The sequence below is a fragment of the Duganella hordei genome (genome assembly GCF_040369125.1).
Taxonomy (GTDB): domain Bacteria; phylum Pseudomonadota; class Gammaproteobacteria; order Burkholderiales; family Burkholderiaceae_D; genus Rugamonas; species Rugamonas hordei.
Genome location: NZ_BPWI01000002.1, coordinates 569,103 through 583,405 on the forward strand (window position 1 = coordinate 569,103; position 14,303 = coordinate 583,405).

13 protein-coding genes are annotated in these 14,303 nt (G+C 65.6%); all 13 read left to right on the forward strand.

The features are described 5' to 3' along the window. Positions 1-14: 14 nt before the first annotated feature. The 13 genes from tssB (at position 15) to ABWW33_RS06775 (ending at position 14,297) form a co-directional block, all read left to right on the forward strand. Positions 15-545, forward strand: coding sequence for a type VI secretion system contractile sheath small subunit (gene tssB / locus ABWW33_RS06715; RefSeq protein WP_176655585.1), 531 nt, complete (start codon positions 15-17; stop codon positions 543-545). Positions 546-595: 50 nt separating this feature from the next. After that, complete coding sequence (gene tssC, locus ABWW33_RS06720; RefSeq protein WP_176655586.1) at positions 596-2,089, forward strand: type VI secretion system contractile sheath large subunit; 1,494 nt, start codon at positions 596-598, stop codon at positions 2,087-2,089. An 83-nt stretch (positions 2,090-2,172) separates the two neighbouring features. Further along, positions 2,173-2,658 carry an Hcp family type VI secretion system effector gene (locus ABWW33_RS06725; protein WP_176655587.1) on the forward strand — a complete coding sequence of 162 codons (486 nt, stop codon included), beginning with the start codon at positions 2,173-2,175 and terminating at the stop codon, positions 2,656-2,658. A 72-nt stretch (positions 2,659-2,730) separates the two neighbouring features. Beyond that, positions 2,731-3,189, forward strand: a complete 459-nt coding sequence (gene tssE / locus ABWW33_RS06730) for a type VI secretion system baseplate subunit TssE (RefSeq protein ID WP_353400255.1) — start codon at positions 2,731-2,733, stop codon at positions 3,187-3,189. A gap of 25 nt (positions 3,190-3,214) precedes the next feature. Next, positions 3,215-4,981 (forward strand): type VI secretion system baseplate subunit TssF, encoded by a 1,767-nt coding sequence (tssF, locus tag ABWW33_RS06735; protein ID WP_353400258.1) that lies wholly within the window; start codon positions 3,215-3,217, stop codon positions 4,979-4,981. Further along, on the forward strand, positions 4,969-5,997 hold the full coding sequence (gene tssG / locus ABWW33_RS06740) for a type VI secretion system baseplate subunit TssG (protein WP_353400261.1): 1,029 nt from the start codon (positions 4,969-4,971) through the stop codon (positions 5,995-5,997). Before tssF ends, tssG begins: the two co-directional genes overlap by 13 nt. Positions 5,998-6,002: 5 nt before the next feature. Further along, a complete protein-coding gene (gene tssH / locus ABWW33_RS06745) occupies positions 6,003-8,720 on the forward strand; it encodes a type VI secretion system ATPase TssH (RefSeq protein ID WP_353400264.1) in 2,718 nt (905 codons plus the stop codon). Further along, positions 8,717-10,708 (forward strand): type VI secretion system Vgr family protein, encoded by a 1,992-nt coding sequence (locus ABWW33_RS06750; protein WP_353400266.1) that lies wholly within the window; start codon positions 8,717-8,719, stop codon positions 10,706-10,708. The genes tssH and ABWW33_RS06750 overlap by 4 nt, the downstream gene beginning before the upstream one ends. 1 nt (position 10,709) lies before the next feature. Continuing rightward, the gene (locus ABWW33_RS06755) at positions 10,710-11,447 is read left to right on the forward strand and encodes a toxin-antitoxin system YwqK family antitoxin (RefSeq protein ID WP_353400269.1); all 738 of its coding nucleotides are present in this window, start codon (positions 10,710-10,712) and stop codon (positions 11,445-11,447) included. Continuing rightward, the gene (locus ABWW33_RS06760) at positions 11,447-11,833 is read left to right on the forward strand and encodes a DUF4280 domain-containing protein (protein ID WP_176655593.1); all 387 of its coding nucleotides are present in this window, start codon (positions 11,447-11,449) and stop codon (positions 11,831-11,833) included. The genes ABWW33_RS06755 and ABWW33_RS06760 overlap by 1 nt, the downstream gene beginning before the upstream one ends. A 22-nt stretch (positions 11,834-11,855) precedes the next feature. Next, positions 11,856-12,116, forward strand: coding sequence for a hypothetical protein (locus ABWW33_RS06765; protein ID WP_176655594.1), 261 nt, complete (start codon positions 11,856-11,858; stop codon positions 12,114-12,116). After that, entirely contained in the window at positions 12,113-13,003 is an 891-nt protein-coding gene (locus tag ABWW33_RS06770) for a substrate-binding periplasmic protein (protein ID WP_353400272.1), read from the forward strand. Before ABWW33_RS06765 ends, ABWW33_RS06770 begins: the two co-directional genes overlap by 4 nt. Before the next feature lie 10 nt (positions 13,004-13,013). Further along, positions 13,014-14,297, forward strand: coding sequence for a dicarboxylate/amino acid:cation symporter (locus ABWW33_RS06775; protein ID WP_353400275.1), 1,284 nt, complete (start codon positions 13,014-13,016; stop codon positions 14,295-14,297). Positions 14,298-14,303: the final 6 nt, after the last annotated feature.

A 14,303-nucleotide genomic window follows, 5' to 3' on the forward strand; every position in this document is an offset into this window, starting at 1 on the left:
ATGTGGAGATGTGAATGTCAGACAGCTTACAAAAATGGGTGGGACGCAATCGTCCGCCACGTGTGCAAATCACGTACGACGTCGAAATTGGTGACGCCACTGAAAAGAAAGAACTGCCTCTGGTGGTAGGCTTGCTGGCCGATTTGTCCGGTCAGCCGTTGGTGCCGCCGCCCAAGCTCAAAGCCCGACGACTGATTGAAATCGACCGCGACAACTTCAACGAAGTGATGGGCAAGATCGCCCCGCGCCTCGACATCTCGGTGCCGGACACCTACAAGGGCGAAGGCAACCTCAAGGTCGAACTGAACTTCACCGAATTCGATCACTTCCATCCGGAAGCCATCGTCAAGCAGGTGCCGCGCCTGGCCAAGCTGCTGGAAGTGCGCCAGCAATTGCGCGACCTGCTCGGCAAGCTCGATGGCAACGATGAGCTCGACGCGTTGCTGGAAAACATCGTCCAGAACTCGGAAGAGCTGAAAACCCTCAAGGACCAGGGACCGGCCGCTGAAGCGCCGGCGGCGGACGCGGAAGCGACCCCATCCTGATAGCGCGCCCCTCGCGCTTCCCCTCATCGTTTACCAAAGAGAGCTAAATCATGGCTACTAGTCAATCCGCCAAAGGCGGTGCCAAGTCGACGGAATCCGCCGGCGAACTGAGCTTGCTGGACCGTATCGTCCAGGAAGGCAAGATGGCGGTCGATCCGTCGCAAAACGCTTACGCTAAAAAACTGCTGGGCCAATTCGCTTCGCAGGTGCTGGACGAAGGCATGAAAACCGCACCGGACAAGGGCGTGGTCGCCACGATCAACGAGCGCGTGGCCGAAATCGACCGCATCCTCAGCGACCAGCTGAACGCCATCATGCACCACGAGGAATTCCAGAAACTGGAAGGCTCCTGGCGCGGCCTGCACGACATGGTCTACGGCACCGAGACCGGCCCGACGCTCAAGCTGCGTCTGCTGAACGTGTCGAAGAAAGAACTGCTGAAAGACCTGGAGAGCGCCGTCGACCACGACATGAGCGTGCTGTTCAAGAAGGTCTACGAGGAAGAGTACGGCACCTTCGGCGGCGCCCCGTATTCGCTGATGATCGGCGATTACTACTTCGGCCGTCATCCACAGGATATCGCCCTGCTGCAGCGCCTGTCCAAGGTCGCCGCCGCCGCGCACGCGCCGTTCATCACGGCCGCCGCGCCGTCGCTGTTCGACATGACCGAGTTCACCGAGCTGGGCGTGCCGCGCGACATGTCGAAGATCTTCGAGAGCGCCGAACTGGCCTCTTGGCGCGGTTTCCGCGAATCGGAAGACTCGCGCTACATCGCCATGGTGCTGCCGCGCTACGCCGCGCGCCTGCCGTACGGCGCCAAGACCAGCCCGGTTGAGAGCTTCAGCTTCGAGGAAGACGTCGACGGCCGCGACCACAGCAAATACCTGTGGGCCAACTCGGCTTACCAACTGGGCCTGCGCATCACCGACGCCTACGCCAAGCACAGCTGGACCACCGCGATCCGCGGCGTGGAAGGCGGCGGCAAGATCGAGGGCATGACCGCGCACACCTACAAGACCGACGAAGGCGATGTCGTGCTGAAGTGCCCGACCGAAGTGGCGATCACCGACCGCCGCGAGAAAGAGTTGAACGACCTGGGCTTCATCGCCGCCGTCAATTCCAAGGGTTCGGACTTTGCCGCCTTCTTCGGCGGCCAGACCGTCAACAAGCCGAAGCTGTACAACCTGGACACGGCCAACGCCAACGCGGCATTGTCGTCGCGCCTGCCGTACGTGCTGGCCGCTTCGCGCTTCGCGCACTACATCAAGGTCATCATGCGCGACAAGGTCGGCAGCTTCCAGACCCGTCAAAGCGTGGAGAACTACCTGAACTCGTGGCTGAGCTCCTACGTTCTGCTGAGCCCGAACGCGACGCAAGGCGAGAAGGCCCGCTTCCCGCTGGCCGAAGGCCGCGTCGATGTGACCGAGAAGCCAGGCAAGCCTGGCGCCTACTCGGCCACGGTGTTCCTGCGACCGCACTTCCAGATGGAAGAACTGACCACGTCGATCCGCCTGGTGGCCGAACTGCCGGCCGCCGCCGGTTGATATCCCGCCATACACAATGAAGTTCCCGCACACCCGGCGCCATCGCGGCGCCCGGGTCTGCTTATAAAAATTTGGAGCCAGCAATGTCTGACGTACTTATTTTGGATTTGGGCACCACCATCAAGGGCAACTGCATGGTGACCGGTTATACCGACAAGGTGATCGTGCTTTCGTACTCGCACAGCGCCTCGATGCCGCTGCAAATGGACGCCTCGAACACCGAGCGTACCTCCGGCCGTCCGGTGTTTTCCGAGATTTCGTTCTCGAAAATGTCCGACCTGTCGACCACGGAAATGTACAAGGCCTGTACCCAGGGCACCAAGATCGGCACCGCCACGCTGCACGTGGGGCGCGTCGAGAATGGCAAGTACATGAGCTTCTTCAAGTACGAGATGACCAACGCCATGATCTCGAACATCAGCACTTCCGGCGGCGGCGGCATTCCGTCGGATTCGTTCTCGATCAGCTTCACCAAGATCAAGTGCGACTACACCCAGCAGCAGTCGGATTCGACCGCGAAGGGCACCGGCACGTGGAACTGGAACCTGGAGACGATGAAAGCGGATTGATGCACGTAGCCGGCGCGTGCCTGCGGGCGCGCCGCCGGCCTGTTCATCATCACCGCGTATCGTTGAGAAACTATGTCTAAAGCCATCACGGCGTCGCTTGTTCCGTTGTTTGATCGGCTGACCGGCGTGGCGCACGCTTCCCCGGATGGCAGGCTGCTCGATGGCGGCGGCTTGCAACACTCGCTGCAGCTGGACCTGATGCGGCTGTTCAATGTACGCAACGCGCTGACGATACAGGAGTTCCTGGAAGGCGATCCCACGATCCTCGACTATGGCCTGCCCGATATGCTGGCGCTGTCGCCGCAATCGGACCAGGACCTGTACGTCTGGTCGACCGTGCTCGAACGCAGTCTGGCGCTGTTCGAGCCGCGCCTGTCGCATGTGAAGGTGCAGGTGCTGGCCGATCCCGTCAAACCCTACGCCGCCCGCGCCTCCATCGCCGCCGTGGTCATGCTCGGCCAGCAGCTGTGCCGGGTGAATTTCGACGTCGCCCTGGACGCCCGTTCAGCGGCAATGCAGGCGGCCGCATGACGACCGGCCAGCGGGAGGCCACGCCGTGAGCGACGATATCCTTGAATACTACCGCCGCGAACTATCCTATCTGCGCACGCAGTCGGCCGACTTCGCGGAACGCTATCCGAAGGTGGCGCAGCGGCTGGTGCTGAACGGCGGCGAATCTGCCGATCCGCACACCGAACGGCTGATCGAATCGGTGGCCTTCCTGACCGCCCGCGTGCACCGCGACCTCGACCGCGATTTCCCCACCATCGCCGGCGCCATGCTGGACAACCTGTGCCCGAGCCTGACGCAGCCCGTGCCGGCCATGACGGTGGTGCGCATGACGCTCGATTCCTCGCAGGGCAAGGTCATGGCCGGCATGCCGGTCGTGCGCGGCGCCATGCTGACCACCACCGCGTCCACCGGCGAGAACTGCCGCTTCCAGGTGGCGTGGAACACCACGCTGTGGCCATTGCAGGTGGCCGTCGCCAAGATGGAAGACACGCAGGAAAACCGGCCGACCCTGCGCCTGGACCTGCGCTGCGACCCCGGCCTCGACGTCTCCGAGCTGGAACTGGACAGCCTGCGCCTGCACCTGTCCGGCGACCTGATGACGACGATGCCGCTGCACGAATTGCTGATCAGCGGCCTGGAACGCATCGAGCTGGTGTCCGGCGACGGCGCCGTGCACCGCCTTGGTCCCAACGCGCTGGCCGAAGTCGGTTTTGAAGAAAACGAAGCCATCCTGGCCCAGCCCGCGCACGCGCATCCGGCCTACGCGCTGCTGCAGGAATACTTCGCCTTCCCGCGCAAGTTCCAGTTCTTCGACCTGAAGGGCTTGCGCGGACTGCTGGGCAGCGGAACCGGCTTCTCGGTGCGCTTCGTGTTCAACCGCCGCGCGCGCGTGCTGTCGCAGCTCAGCGCGGACAACTTCCTGCTGGGCTGCGTGCCGGCCGTGAACCTGTTCCCCGTCACCAGCGAACCGATACGCCTGCACCGCCGCCACTACGAATACATGCTGGTGCCGGACTACCAGCGCGAGGCGGTGATGGAGGTGCATTCGGTGGTGTCGGTCACCGCGTCCGACCCGCGCGCCGACCGCCCGACCATCATCCCCAGCGTCTACGCCGAATCCACCGCCGACGAGTCGGACGACGCCGATGTGTACTGGTCGCTGCGCCGCGAGATGAGCCTGCGCAAGGGCATCACCGGCACCGACGTCTACCTGAGTTTTATCGACCGCAGCGACGTGCGCAGCATGCCGGACGAACCGGTGGTCTACGCCCAGCTGCTGTGCACCAACCGCGGCCTGGCCGAACAGATCGGCCCCGGCACACGCTTCTACGGCGAAGGCATCTCCACGTCGACGGTGATACGCACGCTGTACCAGCCGAGCGCGCAGCGCCCGCCGGTGATGGAAGCCAAGGCCCTGTGGTCGCTGGTGGCGCTGCTACGCCTGAACCACCGCTCGTTGGTGGACGGCACCACCGGCGTCGACACGCTGCGCAAAATGCTGATGCTGTTCGCCGGCGACAGCGCCCGCGACCAGGCGCAGGTGCGCGGCGTAAAAAGCATGGTGGCCTCGGTCGCCACGGCGCGCCTGGGCACGGACACCTGGCGCGGCCACTGCCGCGGCACCGACATCGTGCTGGAGTTCGACGCCGATGCGTTTGTCGGCACTTCGCCGCTGGTGTTGGCCGGCGTGCTGTCGCGGTTTTTCGCTTTGTACACCTCCGCTAATTCCTTCGTCCGCCTGGCCGTCACGCGCGGCGGCGAACCGTGGATGCAGTGGCCTGCCATGAGTGGACGGCAATGTCTGATCTGATGTCGCTGCTGCGGGACGACCCGCATGCCTTCGATCTGTTCCAGGCGATCAGCATCCTGGAGCGCAGCGAACCTGCGCGCGCGCCGGTCGGCACCTCGGTCGGCATGGACGAGGCGCTGCGGCTGAAGGCGCAGGTGGAGATGTCGTTCGCTCCCAGCGACATCAGCGATCTGCACGACAGCAAGCAGCCAGGCCCGCCGCTGACCTTGAAGTCGCCGGTGCTGACGTTGGCCGGCTCGCAAGGCCCGCTGCCTACGCCGTTCACCGAGCTGCTGATGGACCGCCGCCGCGCGCGCGACAACTCCGGCCTGGATTTCCTCGACATCTTCAATCAGCGTTTGCTGGGCTTCCTGTACCGCAGCCGCCGCAAGCACCACATGGCGCTGAGCACCGGCAGCATCAACGAAGCGCCTATCGTGCGCAGCCTCGACGCGCTGGCCAGCCTGGGGCGCGCGGAGGGCGTGCGCGGACCGGACGGCGAACAGGCATGGCTGCGCCACGCCGGCCTGCAAGGCGCCGCGCCGCGTTCGATGGTGTCGCTGCTGGCCGTGGTGCGCGACCGGATGGGCGTGCATTTCTCGGGCAAGCAGTTCGTCGGCGGCTGGCATCCGCTGGCGCCGTGCGACCGCGCCACACTGCACGATCCCGGCAAGCCTGCCATCTTACAGTCCCGTCTCGGCATGGGCGCCAGCCTGGGCGCGCGCGCCTGGGACCAGGGCGCCGGCATGGCGCTCGATGGGCCGCCGCTGCAGCCGGCGCAGTATGCGGCGCTGCTGCCGGGCGCCAAGAACAATTCGCTGCTCGGCTGGTTGGTGGGACGCCATCTGCAGCGCGACTTCCAGGTGCGGCTGCGGCTCGACCTGGCGGTTCGTCCAGAGACGCGCCTGAGCGCCGCCGCAGCGCTGCCGCCGCGTCTGGGCCTGAGCACCTGGCTGTGCAGCGCGCGAAGCGCGGACGACGCCACGCCGGTGCGCTACCAGCCGGCCAATTTCCTGCTGTCGAACGAGGAAGGCTGAGCGCCATGGAAATCGATATCCGCACACTGCTGTCCAAGCTCAATCCCGAATGCAAGCGGGCGATGGGTCATGCCGCCGAGCTTTGCGTGAAGCAGACGCAGTACAACGTCGAGCTGGAGCACTTGCTGTTTACGCTGCTGGAAGAACGGGTGCCGGACTTCGTGCTGCTGTTGCAGCGCTTCGGCATCGGCGAGAGCGCGGTGACGGCGCAGCTGCAACGCAGCATGGACGGCTTCAAGCGCGGCAACGGCCGCACGCCGGCGCTGTCGCCGCACTTCATGCCACTGTTCCAGGAGGCGTGGCTGCTGAGCTCCATGCTGCTGGGCAGCCAGCAGATACGCTCCGGCACCGTGTTGCTGGCGATGCTGGAAGTGGACAGTCTGCGCGGCATGCTGATCGAGACCGCGCCCGAACTGCTGAAGATTCCGCGCGACCAGTTGAAGAAGGAACTGCCGGCGCTGCTGGCCGGATCGGCGGAGGACGGCGGCACGGTCACGACGCCATCCGCCGTGCCGCCCGCCACCGGTACGCCGGCCAGCGCGCCGTACCCGCAACCGGCGGGCAGCATGCCAACGCCGCAGACCGCCGGTGGCGCCACGCCGTCGCTGGACCAGTACACGGTCGACATGACGGCACTGGCGCGCGCCGGCCGCATCGATCCGATACGCGGCCGCGACGCCGAGATCCGCCAGATCATCGACATCCTGCTGCGCCGCCGTCAGAACAATCCCATCCTGACCGGCGAGGCGGGCGTCGGCAAGACCGCCGTGGTGGAAGGCTTCGCCCAGCGCATCGCATCGGGCGCGGTGCCTCCGTCGCTGGCCAACGTGGTTGTGCGCACGCTGGACCTGGCGCTGCTGCAGGCCGGCGCCGGCATCAAGGGCGAATTTGAAAACCGCCTCAAATCGGTGATCGCCGAAGTGCGCGCCTCGGCCACGCCCATCGTGCTGTTCATCGACGAAGCGCACCAGCTGATCGGCGCAGGCGGCAGCGAAGGGCAGGGCGACGCCGCCAACCTGCTCAAGCCCGCGTTGGCGCGCGGAGAACTACGTACCATCGCCGCCACCACCTGGGCCGAGTACAAGAAATACGTGGAGCGCGATCCCGCGCTGGCGCGCCGCTTCCAGGTGGTGAAGGTGGAGGAGCCCGCGCCGGAAGCCGCCATCGGCATGTTGCGCGGCATGGTCGCCACGCTGGAACAACACCACGGTGTCGAGATCCTCGACGAAGCCGTGACCGACGCCGTGCGCCTGTCGCACCGCTACATCACCGGCCGCCAGTTGCCGGACAAGGCCATCAGCGTGCTCGATACCGCCTGCGCCCGCGTGTCGATCGGCCAAGCCGGCGCGCCGCCGCAGCTGGAATCGCTGGACCACGAGATCGTGCTGGCCACCGAAGAACTGCGCATCGCCCGCCAGCATCACGCGCGCGGTGAGGACCAGGGCGTGGCCATCGCCAAGCTCGATGCGCAACTGGCGCTGCTGCTGGCCAAGCAAACACGTTTGAAGGACAAGCTGGCGGATGAACGCCGCGCAGTCGACGAAATCGTCGCGCTGCGCCGCGAGATCGCCGCATCGGCCGACGACGGCGCCGCGCTCGACGACGAGGAACGCATTTCGCGCGGCGACCAGTTGCAGCGACTGCAAAAAGGCCTGGAAGCGATACAGGACGACGAACCGCTGGTGCCGGTCTGCGTGGACTCGAAGATCGTCGCAGGCGTCATCTCCGGCTGGACCGGCATCCCGGTCGGCAAGATGCTGGCCGACGAGATCCACACCGTGCTGCAGCTGAAGGAGCGCCTTGAAGACCGCGTGGTCGGCCAGTCGCAGGCGCTGGACGCGATCGCCCGCCGCGTGCGCACCTTCCGCGCCGAGCTGGATGATCCAAGCAAGCCGGTAGGCGTGTTCATGCTGGTCGGTCCGAGCGGCGTCGGCAAGACCGAAACCGCCTTCGCGCTGGCCGACATGCTGTACGGCGGCGAGCGCAATATGGTCACGATCAACATGTCGGAGTTCCAGGAAGCGCACTCGATCTCCAGCCTGAAGGGCGCGCCGCCGGGCTACGTCGGCTACGGCAAGGGCGGTGTGCTGACCGAGGCCGTGCGCCGCCGGCCCTACTGCGTGGTGCTGCTGGACGAAATGGAGAAAGCCCACCCGGACGTGCTGGAGCTGTTCTTCCAGGTGTTCGACAAGGGCACGATGGAAGACGGCGAAGGCATCACCATCGATTTCAAGAACACGCTGATCCTGCTGACGTCCAACGCCGCGCAGGACGTCATCACGCAGGCCTGCGCCAATGGCAAGCGTCCGGATCCGACCGAATTGATCGAGCAACTGCGGCCGGCGCTGCTGCGCCAGTTCAGCCCCGCCTTCCTGGGCCGGCTGGTGCTGGTGCCGTACTATCCGCTGGGCGATGAGCAGATCAGCAATATCGTCGATCTCAAGCTGGCCAAGCTGGCGGCGCGCTTCGCCGAGAACCACAATGCCCGCTTCACCTGGGACGACCGCGTGACCGAGGTCGTCACCGCGCGCTGCACGGAAGTCGACAGCGGCGCCCGCAACATCGATTTCATCCTGACGCAGACGGTGCTTCCGCTGCTGTCGTCTCTGGTGCTGGAACGCATGTCGGAGCTGAAGCCGTTCACCGCCATCCACATGAGCGTGGGCGCCGACGACCACTTCGCCTATACCTTCCGCGACCATCCGCTGCGAGGGCAGCCATGAAGACCGGCTTCGAACAGCCCGGCGGCCTGCTGGCCGTGTCGTCGCCGTTCGGCGACAACGACCTGCTGCTCGACGCCGTCGAAGGCAGCGAGGGCATATCGGAGCTGTTCAAGTTCAACCTGCACATGCGTTCCAGCAGCACCAGCCTGAGCGCCGCCACCGTGGTCGGCAAGACCATGACGGTGACCATGAACGTCGAAGGCGCGACCAAGCGCTATATCACCGGCATGGTGTCGCGCTTCATCCAGAGCGGCTTCGACATGGACTTCGCCACCTACGAGGCGGAAGTGGTGCCCATGCTCTGGCTGCTGACGCTGTCGCGCGACCGCAAGATCTACCAGGCCAAGACGGTGGCGGAAATCATCAAGGCGGTGCTGGGCGATTTCAGCATCACCTTCGACGACAAGCTGACGCAGACCTACACCGCGCAGGACTACATCGTGCAGTACGACGAGACGGCGTTCGATTTCATCAGCCGTTTGATGGAGCAGAACGGCATCTTCTACTTCTTCACCTTCACCAGCAGCGCGCACACGATGGTGCTGGGCGACGCGTCGTCCAATTTCGTTGACTGCACGGGCGCGGCGGCGGTGCGCTTCTTCCCGCGCACCGGCATGAACAACCCGATCGACACGGTGTCGCGCTTCGCCCACGAGAACACCATCGCGGTGAAGAAGGCCACCGTCAACGACTACGATTTCATCAATCCAAGCACCTCGCTGGAGGGCACGCATTCGGCCACGGACGGCAGCGGCGCGGTGTACGAATTCGCCACCGGCCACCTGGCCGTCAGCGCGGCGACGGCCATCGCCAAGCTGCGCGTGGAAGCCAGCCAGGTCAACGCCGAGGTGCTGCGCGGCGACAGCTTCTGCTATCCGTTCAGCGCCGGCACCAAGTTCACGCTGTCCGACCATTTCGTCACCGCGCTGAATGCCGCCTTCGTGCTGCGCCGCGTGCACCACACGGCGCGCGACGACATGTACACCAATTCGTTTGAGGCGTTTCCGGCGACGGTGCCGTTCCGCCCGCCGGTGCAGACGGCGCGTCCGCGCGCGGTCGGCTGCGAGACGGCGCTGGTGGTGGGGCCCAGCGGCGAGGAAATCTGGACCGACAAGTACGGCCGCATCAAGGTGCAGTTCCCGTGGGACCGCGACGGCGTCAAGGACGACAAGAGTTCGACCTGGATGCGCGTGGCGCAGTCGGTGGCCGGCAAGGGCTTCGGCGCGCTGTTCCTGCCGCGCGTGGGGCAGGAAGTGGTGATCACTTACTTGAACGGCGACCCGGAACGGCCGCTGGTGACGGGCTGCGTCTACAACGGCGAGAACGCCACGCCGGCCGAGCTGCCCGCCAACCAGACGCAGACCATCATGCGCACCTGGTCGTCCAAGCAGGGCGCGGCCGGCAACGAGCTGCGCTTCGAGGACAAGAAGGATTCGGAGCAGCTGTACATGCACGCGCAGAAGGACATGCTGACCGAGATCGAGAACGCGCTGACCACCACGGTGAAGAAGGGCGCGGAGATCCATACGCTGCAGGAAGGCGACCGCACCGTCGACGTCCAGAAGGGCAAGGAGACGCACAACGTCAAAGGCACCCGCGAGGTGACCGTGACGGGCGACGAAACCCACACCAACAGCGCCAAGTTCACGCACAAGGTGACGGGCGACTATGCGCTCACCATCGACGGCAAGCTGACCATCACCGTTACCGGCGACATCAGCATCAAGTCCAGCGCGTCGGTGAAGGAGGAATCCGGCACCACCTACGACATCACGGCCGGCACGGCGCTGACGGCCAAGTCGGGCACCACGCTGACCAACCAGTCCGGCACCGACCTGACCAACAAGGCCGGCATGAAGATGGTCAACCAGGCGGCGGTGCAGATGGATAACAAGGCGCCCATCATCAACAGCAAGGCCGATGCAACCCAGACCGTGGAGGCCGGCGCGATGCTGACCCTCAAGGGCGCACTGGCCAAGGTGAACTGACATGGCGACCGAGACCGAACTGCCGGAAGAGCAAATAGCCGCCGAGCCAGTGCCGCCGGCCGAGCCGCAACTGCTCGAGGAGCACAGCGACGCCGGCCAGCTGTTGCAGCGCGCATGGCTGCGCGACGGCGTGCTGCACGGCCCGTTCGAGCAGTACGGCGACAAGGGCGATCCCGTGATGAAGACGCACTTCGAGTCCGGCAAGATGCACGGCACCATGCGCGTCTACGGCCAGGACGGCAGGCTGGTGCAGCAATCGCAGTTCCAGCACGGCGTCGCCCACGGCCAGATGGAAACCTACGTCAACGGCCGCTGCGTCGCGCGGCAGATGATGGTGGCGGGCGTACCGAACGGCCAATCGCTGTCGTATGACGAAGCCGGCCACCTGACCGCGCGCCTGAACATGGTCGACGGCCAGATCCACGGCCCGGCCGAATTCTTTTACGAAGGCCTGCGCGTGCGCAAGTCGCATTACAAGGCCGGCCTGATGGACGGCGAGTCCACCGACTTCGACGCTCAGGGCGGCGTGGTGCAAACCTGCACCTACCGCGCCAATTTGCTGCACGGCCCGCTGCGCCGCTACTGGCCCGACGGCGAACTGATGGAAGAAGTGATCTACCGCGACGGCAAGCCGGTCGGCTCGCCCGCGCGCTTCGACCCCAAGGGCAAGCGCACCGATAATGTCGCGGCCACACCCGCAATTCTGGACCGGCTGCAAAAGCTGGTGAGGGGAAGCTGATGGGACAACAGACCTGCATGGGCGCGATGCTCAAATGTACCTTCGGCGTGGCGCCGGGGACGTTGATGGTGCTGCCGGCCAACTGCGTGCTGACCGCGGTGCCGGACGCCAACATCATGGACAACAAGCCGATGATGAACATCCTGCCGTTCGGCATGTGCCAGTCGATGGCGAACCCGATGGTGGCGGCGGCCACGGCGGCGGCGCTGGGCGTGCTGACGCCGATGCCGTGCATTCCCGCCACCACGGCGCCGTGGGTGCCGGGCTCGCCGACCGTCCTGATCGGCAATATGCCGGCGTTGAACAATTCGTCGAAACTGATGTGCATGTGGGGCGGCGTGATCGGCATCAACGCGCCGGGCCAGACCACCGTTTCCATCCCCTGAACTCTTAACCGCGAACGCTATCATGGAATACCGATTCAGCTTGACTCCCCGCTTGATCGCGCTGGCCCTCTTTTCCGGCGTGGCGCTGATGGTGCTGCTGTTCGCCCTGGGTTACCAGGTCGGCCAGAGCATGGTGGATAAGCCTGTGCCCGGCGCCACCGCAGCCGGCAACGCCGCCGACCGCGCCCGCCAGCAAATCACCGGCAAGATCGCCAACGACGCGGCGGCCGCCGCCGCGCCCGTCACCGAGCGCGCCAACGCCGTGCAGAAAGCCGCCCAATGAGCCGCCTGCGCAACTTGATGCTGCTGCTGGCCGCACTGTGCCTGTGCAATGCCGGCTGGGCGCAGGGCGGGCAGAAGACCGCGCGCGCGGCCACCGCTGCTGCGGCCGCCGACGCCGGCCGTTCGCCGCTGGTCCCGATGGCCGACGGCCGCCAGCTGGCACCGGACATCGCCCGCATCGTCAATCGCGGCGAGCTGGTGGTCTCGATGCTGGCCGCCGATAACCCGCCTTTCTTTTCGGTCAATAAAAGCGGCGACCTGGTCGGCACCGATGTCGACCTCGCCAAGCTGATCGGCAGGGAACTCGGCGTTCCGGTGCGCTTCGACCGCAGCCCCAAGACCTTCGACAGCGTGGCCGAGCAGGTCGCGGTCGGCCAGGCCGACCTGGGCATCAGCCGCCTGGCGCGCACGCTCAAGCGGGGCCAGATGGTGCATTTCTCCAACTCCTACATGCGCCTCGGCCACGCGCTACTGATCAACCGCATCCGCTTTGCCGAGGTCGCCGGCGACCGGCCGCTGCCGGAAGTGATCCGCAACTTCACCGGCACCATCAGCGTCATCGCCGGGTCGTCATGGGAGGAGTTCGGCCGCCGCAACTTCCCCAAGGCCAAGCTGGTCAGCTATCCGACCTGGACCGAAGCCGTCGAGGCCGCCAAGAAGGGCGATGTGGTGGCGGCCTACCGCGACGAGCTGGAAGTGATGCAGATCGTGAACAACGACCCCAGCCTGGCGCTGACCTTGCGCACGGTGACCTTCAACGACCTGGAGTCGCCGCTGAGCATCATGGTCGGCATCCGCGACCAGACCCTGCTGTCGTTCGTCAATGAAGTGATTGCGCAACGGGCCGAGAAGCCCACCGTGAGCAGCATGCTCAAATCGACCAAATAAGGAAATCCACGTGGATGCAACAAGCATGCAGCGTTACCAGCACTGGGCCCTGAACCCGTGGACGGTGCTGGCCTGCGTCCTCGCCGGCGGCGTGCTGGGCTGGGCCGCTCCCGCGTTGGCGCTGCACCTGAGCGTGGTCGGCGTGGTGTATGTCGACCTGCTGAAAATGATCGTGCTGCCGTTCATGATCTCGGCCGTCATCTTCAGCCTGCAGAACCTGTACCGCGACGGCGGCGCCGCCCGCATCTTCAAGCGCGTGGTGGTGGTGTTCGTGGCGTTCTCGCTGATCGTGGCGGTGCTGGCGACGGCCTGTTCGGTGCTGGTGCGCCCCGGAGGCAATCTGCCCAACGAAACCCGCATCGCGCTGGGCAAGATCGTCAGCGCCGACGGCGACCGCAGCAACACGGAAATGGCGATGCGCACGGTGGAGGAGCCGCCGCACCGCGCCAGCCTGAAGGAAGTGCTGCAGTCGCTGATCCCGCAAAACATCTTCGCCTCGCTGGCCAACGGCGAGACGCTGAAGGCGCTGGTGTTCGCGCTGCTGTTCGGCTTTGCGGCGGGCCAGGTGCCGAGCCGCATATCGAGCGGCCTGCACCAGGCGCTGGAGACCATCTACCATGCCTGCCAGACGCTGACGCGCTGGGTCAACCTGCCGATACCGTTCATCCTGGTCTGCATGGCGGCCAGCCAGGTGGCGCAGACCGGGCTGCAGCCGATCCGCGCCATGGCCGGCTTCGTGATCCTGTTCCTGGTGGTGTCCACCTTGCTGATGGCGCTGGCGATGATCTTGATCGGCCGCCGCGCCGGCGTACCGTTCGCGGCCGTGATGGCGGCCATGCGCGAGCCGTTCGCGCTGGGCGTGGCGACCAACAACAGCGCCACCTGCATGCCGGCCATGGTCAGCGGGCTGGTCGATCATTTGCAGTTCGCGCGGGCACGGGTGGAGTTGCTGGTGCCGCTGAGTATTTCGCTGCTGCGCGTGGGCGCCGTCGCTTACTTCGCCTGCGGCACGCTGTTCATCGCCGCGCTGTACGGCCGCGCGATGTCGCCGGTCGAGCTGGGCGTGCTGGTGCTGGTGTCGGTGCTGTCGGGCTTTGCCTCGTCGGGCATGGCGGGCGTGGTGACGGTATCGCTGATCGGCACCATCTGCAGCTATTTCTCGCTGCCGTTCGAGGCCGCGTTCATCCTGCTGGTGGCGGTCGATCCGATCTGCGCGATGGCGCGCACCGCCGTGACCGTGATCGGCAGCTGCGCCGCCGTCGCGGCCATCTGCGCCGAACCCGTCAAGCTCTAGGACCGG

Coding starts and splice junctions, on each gene's coding strand:
- ABWW33_RS06725 (WP_176655587.1), top strand. CDS start 2,173: ATGTCTGACGTACTTATTTTGGATTTGGGCACCACCATCAAGGGCAAC.
- ABWW33_RS06765 (WP_176655594.1), top strand. CDS start 11,856: ATGGAATACCGATTCAGCTTGACTCCCCGCTTGATCGCGCTGGCCCTC.
- ABWW33_RS06755 (WP_353400269.1), top strand. CDS start 10,710: ATGGCGACCGAGACCGAACTGCCGGAAGAGCAAATAGCCGCCGAGCCA.
- ABWW33_RS06750 (WP_353400266.1), top strand. CDS start 8,717: ATGAAGACCGGCTTCGAACAGCCCGGCGGCCTGCTGGCCGTGTCGTCG.
- ABWW33_RS06760 (WP_176655593.1), top strand. CDS start 11,447: ATGGGACAACAGACCTGCATGGGCGCGATGCTCAAATGTACCTTCGGC.
- tssE (WP_353400255.1), top strand. CDS start 2,731: ATGTCTAAAGCCATCACGGCGTCGCTTGTTCCGTTGTTTGATCGGCTG.
- tssC (WP_176655586.1), top strand. CDS start 596: ATGGCTACTAGTCAATCCGCCAAAGGCGGTGCCAAGTCGACGGAATCC.
- tssG (WP_353400261.1), top strand. CDS start 4,969: ATGTCTGATCTGATGTCGCTGCTGCGGGACGACCCGCATGCCTTCGAT.
- tssB (WP_176655585.1), top strand. CDS start 15: ATGTCAGACAGCTTACAAAAATGGGTGGGACGCAATCGTCCGCCACGT.
- tssH (WP_353400264.1), top strand. CDS start 6,003: ATGGAAATCGATATCCGCACACTGCTGTCCAAGCTCAATCCCGAATGC.
- ABWW33_RS06770 (WP_353400272.1), top strand. CDS start 12,113: ATGAGCCGCCTGCGCAACTTGATGCTGCTGCTGGCCGCACTGTGCCTG.